6 protein-coding genes and 1 pseudogene are annotated in these 11949 nt (G+C 56.8%); 1 reads left to right on the top strand and 6 read right to left on the bottom strand.

The window, feature by feature from the left end:
* Positions 1–271, top strand: a pseudogene (locus tag GOB90_RS19300) (hypothetical protein); the annotation flags it as partial.
* 154 nt (positions 272–425) lie between these two features.
* Here the strand turns inward: GOB90_RS19300 and GOB90_RS15255 are convergent.
* The 6 genes from GOB90_RS15255 to GOB90_RS15230 all read right to left on the bottom strand — a co-directional run bounded on the left by GOB90_RS15255 (position 426) and on the right by GOB90_RS15230 (position 11805).
* Positions 426–1967, bottom strand: coding sequence for an efflux transporter outer membrane subunit (locus GOB90_RS15255; RefSeq protein WP_146891932.1), 1542 nt, complete (start codon positions 1965–1967; stop codon positions 426–428).
* A gap of 29 nt (positions 1968–1996) precedes the next feature.
* Positions 1997–5296 carry an efflux RND transporter permease subunit gene (locus tag GOB90_RS15250; protein ID WP_146891929.1) on the bottom strand — a complete coding sequence of 1100 codons (3300 nt, stop codon included), beginning with the start codon at positions 5294–5296 and terminating at the stop codon, positions 1997–1999.
* Positions 5296–8448, bottom strand: coding sequence for an efflux RND transporter permease subunit (locus GOB90_RS15245; RefSeq protein ID WP_146891926.1), 3153 nt, complete (start codon positions 8446–8448; stop codon positions 5296–5298). The genes GOB90_RS15250 and GOB90_RS15245 overlap by 1 nt, the downstream gene beginning before the upstream one ends.
* Positions 8445–9527: an efflux RND transporter periplasmic adaptor subunit gene (locus GOB90_RS15240; RefSeq protein ID WP_242012084.1), complete on the bottom strand. Its 1083-nt coding sequence runs from the start codon at positions 9525–9527 to the stop codon at positions 8445–8447. Before GOB90_RS15240 ends, GOB90_RS15245 begins: the two co-directional genes overlap by 4 nt.
* Positions 9528–9703: 176 nt before the next feature.
* Positions 9704–11074, bottom strand: coding sequence for an ATP-binding protein (locus GOB90_RS15235; protein ID WP_242012083.1), 1371 nt, complete (start codon positions 11072–11074; stop codon positions 9704–9706).
* The gene (locus GOB90_RS15230) at positions 11071–11805 is read right to left on the bottom strand and encodes a response regulator transcription factor (RefSeq protein WP_261766016.1); all 735 of its coding nucleotides are present in this window, start codon (positions 11803–11805) and stop codon (positions 11071–11073) included. Before GOB90_RS15230 ends, GOB90_RS15235 begins: the two co-directional genes overlap by 4 nt.
* Positions 11806–11949: the final 144 nt, after the last annotated feature.

The following is an 11949-nucleotide window of genomic DNA, read 5'->3' as shown; positions in this document are numbered from 1 at the left end:
CACGAAGGCGAGGCGGCAGGAGGATGGGATCATACCCGCAACAGATCTTGCCATCCCGTTCTTTGGTTACAAATCCCATGTTTTCATCGAACGGAAGTTCAGGCTTATCCGTCGATCCCGCGTCGAGTATGTCTTTGCTGATCAGAAGTCACAAATGGGGCTGTTCATTCGCACTGTCGGGATCAGACGGGCCACCATGAGGATCGGGCTGGCCAACATCGTCTACAACATGCCCCGCTTCCTGTGCCTCGAAAGAATCACCACAGCTGCATCGCGACCCAAAGGGAAGCAACCTTCACTCTGCTGCAAAAGCAGCACCAAAGACATCAAGCAGAACTTCAATTCACGCCATCAAGTCATCAATCGACGGCTCTTCGATCCCTGCACCTTCTCTTATGTCGAAAGATTTCCATCAGCAGGCGATCTCAGCGAACAGAATCATCCTGCTTTTTCTCCAGAAAGCCGGGCACCAGGGGATTGTCCAGTTGGAGGGAATTTTTGCTGGGTAGATTCTTTGCATCCCAACCACCACCAAGATCCGCGATAAGCTTGATGCTGGCGATAAGACGACTTTCCTGAATCTGGAGAGCCGTTTCCTGATCGCTGAGAGCCGTTTGCTGACTGGTGATGACAGTCGTGTAAATCGCAGTCCCGAAACGATATTCAGCCATGGCGATGTCGGCAGCTTTCAAAGCCGAGAGGACTGCGGCCTGCTGCTGGCTGGCCTGCCGCTCAAGGATACGAAGGCTGGAAAGCTGATCCTCGATGTCCTGAAGAGCCGTAAGAACAACCTGTCGATAGTTGGCGACGGCACTATCATAATCCGCATTGGCCTCATGCACTGCCGCTGTTCTGGCTCCGCCTTCGAACAGGGTTTCACTCGTAGTTGCTCCAAGCGACCAGATCCGGTTCGCCACCTGGATCAGCGACTGCACAGGAGTGCCGCTGTAGCCATAAGCGGCAGACAGAGACACATCCGGATAGAACGCCGCGATGGCCGCGCCAATTTCCGCGTTATATTCCTCCATTTGCCGTTCGGCGGCCGCAATGTCGGGACGACGCTGAAGAAGTGTCGCCGGGAGCGTAACAGGCACCGGAGGTATTGCCGACGGCATTTTTGATCGTGGCAGGGAAAAGTCACCCGGTGCCTTTCCGATCAGAACCGCAATCGCGTGCTCGTATTCAGCGCGGTTGACGTCTGTGGCGGTAGCAGTGGCCTGCGCCTGCTGAAGGGTCGTCGCGGCCTGATATTCATCAATACCGCTCACTGTCCCACCACTGTGCTGACTCCGGACGATGGCCAGAGCATGCTCGTAAAGACCTATGGACTGTTCAAGAAGAGTTTTCAGAGACTCTTCATAGCGCAGGGCAAAATAATCCTGCGCCAGTTCGGACTGATAGGAGAGACGCGCATTGGCCACATCGGCGGCGCTGATCTGAGCCGCGGCAACCTGTTCCTGAATCTGCCGTCTGATCTTCCCCCACAGATCAAGATCCCAGTCCGCCGTAGCCTCCGCCGCATATGTACTCGTAGTCGAGCCCGTACTGTATTTAGTGCCACTCGTGGACGTCGCGCTTCCTCCCTGGCTGTTCCGCGCAAAACTCAGGCTTCCGGCAAGCGTGGGATACAGACTGGCCCGTGCGGCCGTCACCATGGCGCGGGCCTTGCGATAACTGGCTTCGTATTCCTTGACGTTCTGATTGCTGAGAGCGATCTGTTCTTCCAGCGCGTTCAGAACCGGATCGTCATAGGCACGCCACCATTCGCCTTTGGGCCACGCCGCCATCTGCGGACTTGCCTGCGTCCATCCCTCGGCCGGCTTCAGTTCCTTAAAACGGGCGGAAACGATAGCCTGAGGACGCTTGTAGTCCGGCCCCACCATCAGACAGCCGGAAAGAATCAGGGGGGTCAGCGCCATCATGCCGATACGAATGCCGGGAAACAGGGTTCGGAAACATCGTGTCATGGGAAGATCCTGAAACAGGGGCATCGCGATCAGGAGCGGGCCGGATAGAAAATTTGTGACAGGGTGCGGAAAAATGACCCAAGCATACGCCGCATCTTTCGCCCGAAACCATCGAGATAGAGATAGATGACCGGTGTGGTGTAGAGCGTCAGAATCTGGCTGAAGAGCAGCCCGCCGACGATGGAGATTCCAAGAGGACGCCGTAATTCCGAGCCATATCCATTTCCCATCACCAGTGGGAGCGCCCCCATCGCAGCGGCAATCGTCGTCATGAGGATCGGTCGAAAACGCAGAAGACAGGCTGTATGAATAGCCTCCTCGGACGACAGGTTGCCGTGCCGCTCCGCATTGATGGCGAAATCCACGAGCATGATGGCGTTCTTCTTGACGATGCCAATGAGCAGGATAAGCCCGATCAGGGCGATGACATCGAATTCCTGCCCGAATAGATACAGGGCAAGAAGCGCGCCCACACCAGCGGACGGCAGCGTCGAAAGGATCGTGAGCGGATGAACGAAGCTCTCATAGAGAATGCCCAGAACCATATACACCGCCGCCAGTGCAGCAACGATAAGAAGAGGCTCGGAACTGGTCGAACTCTGGAACTGCGCGGCAGTGCCCGCGAAACTTCCATGAATGGTGGCAGGCATCTTCAGCTTCACCATCTCTTCGTTGATAATACGAACGGCGTCCGACATCGATGCGCCCGACGCAAGATTGAACGAGAGCGTGGCGGCCAGAGCCTGTCCCTGATGGTTGACGGTCAGGGACGTGATCCCATCCTGTATTTCCGAAACGACCGAGAGGGGAACAAGGGTTTCGCTCGATGACGACACGGCGGAACCGCTGGACGCTCCGGTCCCGCCGGCAAGACTGTTCTTGATGGAATTAGTGAACGACTGGCTGCTGGAGGAAGAAGTGGAAGAGGTGTCCGAAGTGGACATCCGTATCGTATTGCTCTGCGTGCTCCCGCTCGCCGTGCCACCAGACGCGCTAACCCAGGTACGCCGCAGCATATCCGAATCCTCCCAGTAACGCGCCTGCACATTCATCACCACACGGTACTGGGTGAGTGGATTGTAGATAACCGAAGCGGCACGCTGCCCGAAGGCGTCATAAAGTGCGTTGGTGACAAGTTGAGGTGTCAGTTCGGTGCGTCCCGCAAGGTCGCGCTTGATATCCACGGTGGTTGCCAGACCACCACGCTGGACGTCGGTGGAAATGTCGGCCAATTCGTGATGGCGTTCCAGAGCCGCCTGAAGCCGTGGCATCCAGTCGTAAAGCGTGGTCGCATCGCTGCTCTGAAGAGAATACTGATAGGCGCCGTTACTCATGCGAGCGCCGGACGGCAACAGGCTGGGAAGCATGGCGATGAACTGGGCGCCAGCGACATCATAGGTCTGGCGACGCAGATCAACCATGGTTTCCTGAACCGGGAGATGGCGCTCGGTTTTGTCTTTCAATTCGATAAACATGTTCGACTGATTGGCTGCGGTTCGGCCACCAACGAAACCCGTCACGCTGACCACATCCTTGTTGGCCAGTATCCTTTTCTCGACAACAGTGATCTTCTGCATCATCGCCTGAAACGAAATCGCCTGATCCGCCGTCAGATGGGCCATCATCGTTCCACTGTCCGTCGTGGGAAGCAGTCCCCTCGGCATCCGGACAAACAGAACCGCCATGATGGCAATGGTCACAGGCAGAGACAGAATGACCAGCCGACGATGCCGCAACGCCACAAGCAGGGATTTCTCATAAGCATGTTGCAGTCCCTCGAAGACATGTTCGAGCCAAACGGAAATCCGTGTCCACAAATCCCGTTTCGATGAATCGGTATGCAGAACATCCGATATCCGAAGCACCCGCGAACACATCATGGGCGTCAGGGTCAGAGACAATCCCATCGAGACAAGAACCGTCACTGAAATGGTGACGGCGAATTCGTGCAGGACATTCCCGATCAGCCCCCCCAGCATCAGAATGGGAAAGAAGACCGCAATCAGGGAAATGGAAACCGACAGCACGGTGAAAGCGACCTCCTGCGCCCCTGCAAGAACGGCGACTGCCCGCGTCTCGCCTTTTTCCATGTGACGGCTGATGTTCTCGATCACGACAATCGCGTCATCGACCACGAAACCCGTGGAAATCGTCAGGGCCATCAGGGAAAGATTGTCGAGGGAATAATGAAGAAGTTCCATAACGCCGAACGTCGTGATCAGAGACGCCGGAATCACGACCGCAGGCACAAGCGTGGTTCGTGGAGAACGCAGAAAGACCAGAACAACGGCAACGACAAGCACGACGGAAAGGAAAAGCGTGTTTTTCGTGTCGGCAAGGGCGGCGCGGATCGTGAAGGAGCGATCCATCCCGACATGGAGTTCGACATCCGCTGGCAGTGCTGCTGTCAGAAAAGGAAACTGAGCCTTGATCTGATCGATCGTCTGGACGATGTTGGCCCCCGTCCGGGGAAAGATGATGACAAGAACGGCTCGCTCACCATTGTAGAAGCCCCCGTTTTCAACATCTTCGACTCCATCGCTGACAGTAGCGATGTCTTCGAGCCTGACCGGTCGCATGTTGCGGTAGGCCACGATCAGCCCCTTGAGATCTTTCGCGCTCTGCACCTGATCGTTTGTGCGCAGGATGATCCGCTGATTATCGCGGGTCAGAAAACCCTTGGGCGTGTTGGCGTTAGCTGCGGCAAGCGCCGCCCGGATATCCTCGAAGCCGATACCGTATTTGAAAATCTTGAGTGGATTCATCTCCACCCGGACCGCCGGAAGCGCGCCCCCACCCAGTTCGACCTGCCCAACCCCGGAAATCTGGGAAAGATGCTGTTCCAGAATGTTTGTCGCGGCATCGTAGATCTTGGCCGGTGTCCGCGTCTTCGAAGTCAGGGCCAGAATGAGGATGGGCATCCCGGCGGTGTTGGCCTCGTGATAGGTCGGGTCCTGTCTGAGAGTGGCCGGCAGGTCGGCGCGGGCCGCGTGAATCGCCGCCTGAACATCGCGCGCGGCACTGTTGACATCGCGTGATGTGTCGAACTGGAGCGAGATGTTGACCTGCCCCGTGACAGACTGGGACGTCATTTCCGTCAGCCCGGAAATCGTGCCCAGATGCCGCTCCAGAGGCTCGGCGATCGTGCTGGCGATTTCTTCAGGCGTGCCACCGGCCTGCTGCGCCTGAACCTGAATAACCGGCAGATCCACATTGGGCAGATCGGCAATCGGCAACAACAGGTAACCCAGCATCCCCGCCATCATAAGACCAAGGACAATAAGCGTGGTGCCGACAGGGCGACGAATGCACAGGGCGACAAGTGACATCAGACCGTCCCTTCACCGGAAGGACGGTGTCGCCACGAAGCAATACGCAGTCGGAAACGCTCCATGAAAAGATAGATGACAGGCGTGGTGAAGAGCGTGAGAAGCTGGCTTACCGTGAGCCCCCCCACGATCGCGTAACCCAGCGGTCGCCTCAGTTCCGACCCCATGCCAGACCCTATGACCATGGGAACCGCACCAAACATGGCGGCCAGCGTGGTCATCAAAATGGGCCGGAACCGGAGATGAGCGGCCCTGGTGATGGATGCGACCGGAGAAAGCCCCTCCTCGCGTTCGGCCTCAAGCGCGAAGTCGATCATCATGATCGCATTCTTCTTGACGATACCGATCAGGAGCACGATTCCGATCACACCCATGATGTCCAGACCGCTGCCCGTCATCCAGAGGATGAGCAACGCGCCAACAGCCGCTGACGGGAGAGTGGACAGAATGGTGAGTGGATGGATGAAACTCTCATAAAGCACGCCGAGCACAATATAGACGGCCACGAGCGCGGCGAGGACCAGCCACGCTTCGTTCCCCATGCTGCTTTCGAAAACTGCTGCTGTGCCCGTAAAGGAAGTCTGCACGGTGGCCGGCATATCGAGCGCCTTGCGCGCCGTGTTGATCGCCGAAACCGCCGCCCCCAGCGAATATCCCGGGGCGACGTTGAACGAGATGGTCGCGGCCGGAAACTGGGCAACATGCGTGATCAGCAAAGGCGCGGAAGAAGGCGTAATCTTCGTGACGGATGACAGCGGCACCAGACCGGATGTCGGCGCGACCGTCGGTCCGGACGTGCTGCTCCCCGTGGTCGCACTGCCCGCCATGTAGAGTTTGCTCAGTGAGTCTGGCGATTGCTGGAGCTGGGGAATAGCCTCCAGAATCACCCGATACTGGTTGGATTGCGTATAGATCGTCGAAATCTGACGCTGACCGAAGGAATCATAAAGAACATTATCCAGCGTTTGCGGCGTGATGGCGAAGCGCGCCCCGGTCGCCCTGTCTAAAATAACGTCTTCCGCCGCCCCCTGCGCCTGAAGATCCGAGGCGACATCCACAAGCACGGGCGATCTCTGCATCGCCGCCACGAGACGCGACGACCATGTGGCCAGTCGGTCGGCGTCGGAATCCTCGATCAGAAACTGGTATTGCGTGGCCGACACACTGGTGTTGAGTGTCAGATCCTGCACCGGCTGAAGATACAGTCGTGTGCCGGGAATAGCCCGGGTTTCCTGAAGGATACGCTGCGCGACCCGGGTGGCGGACAGACTCCGCTTGTCTTCACCAAGCAGATTGATCTGGAACCGCCCGCGATTCAGCGTGGTGTTATCTCCATCCACACCAATATAGGAAGAGAGGCTGGCCACATCCGGGTCTTTGAGAATCGCTGCAGCCAGCTTCTTCTGAAGCCCCTCCATCGCATTGAAGGAAATGGAGGCATCCATGACCGAGACACCCTGAAGAACACCCGTATCCTGCTCCGGGAACAGCCCTTTTGGAATAACCACGATCAAAAGCCCGGTCAGCGCAACCGTAACGAGAAAGACAACAAGAGTAAGTGTCTGATGTTGCAACACACGGATCAGACTGCGATCATAAAAAGCGATCAGTGACAGGATCATCTGATCGGCCTTCAAAGCCCAACGCGGCTTGGCGGACTGATGCGCCGCATCGCGCAGCACGCGCGCACACAGCATGGGCACCAGCGTGAGAGACACTATGGCGGAGATCATGATCGTCACCGACAGCGTCACCGCGAATTCGTAGAACAGGCGACCGATCACATCGCTCATGAAAAGCAGCGGGATCAGGACAGCAATGAGGGAAATCGTCAGGGAGATGATGGTGAAACCGATCTCCCCCGCTCCTTCCAGAGCGGCCGTCATGCGATCACGCCCCATTTCCACATAACGCGCGATGTTTTCAATCATCACGATGGCATCATCAACGACAAAGCCCGTCGCGATCGTCAGCGACATCAGGGAGAGATTGTCGAGCGAAAACCCCATGAGCTCCATCACCGCCAGCGTGCCGATGATGGAGAGCGGCACCGACAGGGCAGGAACAAGCGTCGCCGCCGGGTCATGGAGAAAGACGAAGATAACAGCAACGACAAGCACCAGAGCCAGAGCCAGTTCGAACTCGACATCGGCCACCGAAGCCCGGATCGTGATTGTCCGATCGGTCAGGGAGATGATGTGGATGCCAGCCGGCATGTCCCGTTCAAGCCGGGGAAGCGCCGTCTTGATGGCGTCAACCGTGCTGAGAATGTTGGCCGAGGGCTGGCGGCGGATGTTGACGATGATGGCAGGTTTGTCATTTGCCCATCCGGCCAACTGGGTGTCTTCGGGCCCTTCCACAACGGTGGCGATGTCCTGCAACCGGACAGGGCCGTTATTGGCGCTCGACCAGCCAATGACCTGCTTCATGAGCTGGTCCGTGCTGGTGATCTGGCTGTTGACGCGGATGGTGCGCGCCCGTTCGCTGCCATTGAACGTGCCACTGGGTGTATTCACATTCACGTTGCCGATCGTCGTGCGCAACGTGTCGAGATCGAGCCCGTAAGTGCTCGCTTTCTGAACATTGACGCGGACGCGATAGGCTTTCTTGTTTCCACCCGAGAGGGAAACCTCCCCCACGCCGGAAATTTCACTGATCTTCTGCTGCAAACGGGTGGCGACATAATCCTCCACCTCCGTCAGCGGCATTGTATCGGAGGTTATGCCAAGGATCAGAACAGGGGTGTCCGCGGGATTGACCTTGGAATAGATCGGCGGAGCGGGAAGCGCCGTGGGAAGCAGGGAATTCGCGGCGTTGATGGCTTCCTGCACCTCCTGCTCCGCGACATCGAGAGAGGTCGTCAGGCCGAAACGCAGCGTAATGACGGAAGCGCCCCCCGAGGATTGGGAAGTCATCTGCTCGAGACCGGCCATCTCACCCATCTCGTCTTCCAGCGGTGCCGTCACGGACGTCATCATCACGTCCGCACTGGCGCCCGGATAGAAGGTGCGCACCACTATGGTCGGGTAATCGACTTCGGGGAGCGCCGAAATCGGCAGGAAACGATAACCGATCATGCCCGCCAGCAGGAGAGCGAGCATCAGAAGCGTGGTGGCGACGGGTCGCTGAATGAACAGGCGCGAGAACTTCATGGAACGGCGGAAGTATTGTCAGCGGGAATGGAGATCCTGGCGCCGTCATGGAGGCGATCGACACCCGAAATGACGACACGATCTCCATCCTTGACACCGGACATGACGACGACGGTGTTTCCCTGAGTGATGCCGGTCTTTACAGGAACAGCCTTCACCGTGCTGTCCGACTGCACGACATAGACAAAGGAGCCGTCCGGTCCCGTCTGGATCGCACTGGCTGCGGTAAGCAGAACATTCTGCTCCGTATCGACCAGCAGATGCGCGTTAACGAACTGATTCGGAAACAGATCTTCGTCGAGATTGTCGAAAATGGCCCTCAGACGCACCGTGCCTGTGGAAGTATCTACCTCACTGTCCAGACTGCTGACCTTGCCGGTTGCCAGCTTTTCACCATCCGCGCTGTCCCAGGCTTCCACAGGCAATTCCCTGACCTGCCGCAGCCTCTTCCACACCAGTCCGAGCCGATCCTGCGGAACCGTGAAAATGACCGAGATCGGCTTCATCTGCGTCAGGATGGCAAGACCGCCACTCTGCGCGGCAGTCACGTAATTGCCCCTGTCCACGGCGCGTATGCCCACGCGACCACTGACGGGCGCGCGGATATGACAGTATTCGATATCAAGTCGGTATGTATCGACCAGTCCCTGATCGGATTTAACAGTGCCGATGAGCTGCTGGACCTTGTAGTGCTGGTCCTGCGCTGTCTGGGCATCGACGGCGTCGCGCCTGAGAAGTTTCTGGTAACGCGCATCATCCATCCGCGCTTCATCGAGCTGGGCGATATCGGCGGCCAGTTGCCCCTCATACTGCTTGAGGAGTGCTTCATAAGGACGCGGATCTATGACGGCCAGAAGATCGTTTTTCCTCATCTCCTGTCCTTCCGTAAAAAGCACCTGAGTCAGATAACCGTCGAGACGCGTCTGAACCGTGACGGTCGCGATGGGAATGACCGTCCCAAGCTCACTCAGGATAAAGGGCATATTCCCTTTGCTGACGCCCGCCACGCCAACAGGTGTGGCACTTTGCTCCGTGGCCGCCGCCCTGGCAGAACCGACCGCACAGGGAAAAGGCGACAAGACCGTTCCGAACAGGAATACCCCGGCGACAACGCAGGAATAACGAACAGCACGCAGGAATCGGCCACTCCGAACGGAAAACGGAAACCGAACAGGAAATTCAGAGAAAAACATGAGGCACTGCTTCTGCTTGTTGCAACCAGGAAAAGAGGACGCGAGAAGCCGGAATAACGGCCTCATGGAAGACCGCGTTCGTTGGAATAAGGCGCGTACCCAGGGAGCGTCAGCCGCACAATCAGTCCCGTCGGCGCGGCATCCCGAAAGGTGATGCTCCCCTGATGCCGGGCCATAACATCCTGCACAATGGAAAGACCCAGACCGAGACTGCCATCCGCACTTCTGGCCCGGTCCATACGCACGAAAGGCTGGAGCATCTCAAGACGCATATGATCGGGAATGCCCGGACCGGAATCCTCCACTTCGATAATAGCCCGGTCGTTTTCGGGCCACGCATCAACCCGCACGTCTTTTCCGTATTTCAGCCCATTTTCTATAAGATTGTTCACAGCGCGTGAAATGGAAACAGGCTGGCAGAAACAGGCTGTTTCATGTGCCCCTTCATAGGAGACCTGTTTTCCTGTCGCTGAAAACTCTTCGCAGAGACTTTCCAGAAGCGAACCAAGCTCAACGACCTCGAAAGGCTCCGTCTCTCTCTGACCGTTGAGAAACGCAAGCGCGCCATTGAGCATCTGCTTCATAAGCGTGAGATCGTTGCGCATGGCGGACGGAGAAGCATCCTCTCCCCCCAGCTCCACCCGCATGGAGAGACGTGTGAGAGGCGTCCGCAGGTCATGGCCGATCGACATGAGCATCCGCGTCCGCTCTTCCGCCGCCATCCGGAGACGGTTCTGCATCCGGTTAAACGCCCGGATAACCCGCCGAACCTCGCGTGGCCCCTGCTCTTCGAGAAGAGGGGATGTTGTGTCATAGCCCAGAGTGTCCGCCTTGCGGGCAAGGATCGACAGAGGCCGGTTGACGCGCCACACACTCCACAGCGACAGAGCACCGGTCATGACCAGCAGAGACAGGAAGGGAACCGTGATGGGAAGAGTCATGTGAATGACGTCATGGAGATTGAAATTTGAAATGACCGAAATGTGAATATTATCTTTCGGCAGAATAATATTGGTGAATATCGTGCCGTCTGCTTCACATTTCACCACACCCATGGACGCGGCATCACCCGGAAAATCATGCCTCAGAATACGATGGACGAGTTCCGTTTCATGGTCCGTGGGCAGCGGTATGCAGGGAAAAGCCTTGTTCAGCTGGAAATGAAAACCAGCCGTAGACATTCCCTCCGCTGCTTGCTGACGAGCCGAAAGGGGAATGGCGCGGAGTGACCGGATGGCCGTCTCGACCGCAAGGGTATCGGGCCATGGACCGACTGGAAGCGGGGGAATGGCTGGTCGCAGCGCCCGGAGCAAAAGGACGACAACAGAGAGGGTCAGCAGGAGACTGATCGACAGGATTGCCACCATCTGGCCAAAGAGCGTCTGCGGCAACAGACGCCGGAGGCCCTCCATGAAACGAGACCGGGAGCTCATGGAGTGCATGCCCGCGGATCGAAGATGTAACCATCTCCGCGCACGGTACGGATCAGTTCAAGCTGGCGTCCTCCTTCTGCAAGCTTCCGCCGCAACCGGCTGACGAGCAGATCAATCGTTCTTTCTTCTAGGGCGTTAGGGTTTCCATGAATCAGTCCGATGATCTCAGATCTGGTAAGAAGAGTTTGCTGATGCTGCCAGAAGACGAGCAGCAGATCCGTCTCGGCTCCGCTCAGGGTCAGCCGAATACCAGGCGCCCTGTAAAGCGCCCTTTTGGCCGGGACGAATTTCCAGGGACCGAACACATATTCGTCAGGCAATGAAGAAGGCTGCCGGGACTGCTTCCCACGTCTCAGAACCGCACGAACGCGAGCTTCAAGTTCAGCAAGATCGAAGGGTTTGCTGATATAATCATCGGCTCCCAGATTGAGGCCCGCAATTTTGTCCTGAATATCTGCCAGCGCGGTCACCATGATAATCGGAGCATCCGTGGTCTGACGAATATACTGACAAACCTCCTGCCCACTTTCCTGTGGAAGCATAAGATCAAGCAGGATCATATGAATGTCACTACTTTCTATACAATGCTTTACTTCTGCCAAATTGACAGCAGAACTGACAAAGTATCCACCATATGAAAAGAACCGCAAAAGAAGATTCCGTATTTCAGGATCATCTTCTACGACCAGAAGATGCGGTGAAGACCAGACATGATCAGAACTATCGGACACTGCACATGGGCATCTTTTCAGTATATTAGGTGATATCGTGGCTCAGGGAAGAGTATGTCTCCACCTCATCAGGAAGGAAAGTTCCAAATTCCCCACGAGACGTTATTTTTCAAAACTGAAAAATAGTACCGGAATATTGAAGTT

This window comes from Acetobacter oeni, from assembly GCF_011516825.1.
Taxonomy (GTDB): Bacteria; Pseudomonadota; Alphaproteobacteria; order Acetobacterales; family Acetobacteraceae; genus Acetobacter; species Acetobacter oeni.
Note: the sequence above shows the minus strand (reverse complement) of the source record. Positions and strands in the feature narration are given on the sequence as shown.

Coding starts and splice junctions, on each gene's coding strand:
- GOB90_RS15255 (WP_146891932.1), bottom strand. CDS start 1,967: ATGACACGATGTTTCCGAACCCTGTTTCCCGGCATTCGTATCGGCATG.
- GOB90_RS15250 (WP_146891929.1), bottom strand. CDS start 5,296: ATGTCACTTGTCGCCCTGTGCATTCGTCGCCCTGTCGGCACCACGCTT.
- GOB90_RS15245 (WP_146891926.1), bottom strand. CDS start 8,448: ATGAAGTTCTCGCGCCTGTTCATTCAGCGACCCGTCGCCACCACGCTT.
- GOB90_RS15235 (WP_242012083.1), bottom strand. CDS start 11,074: ATGAGCTCCCGGTCTCGTTTCATGGAGGGCCTCCGGCGTCTGTTGCCG.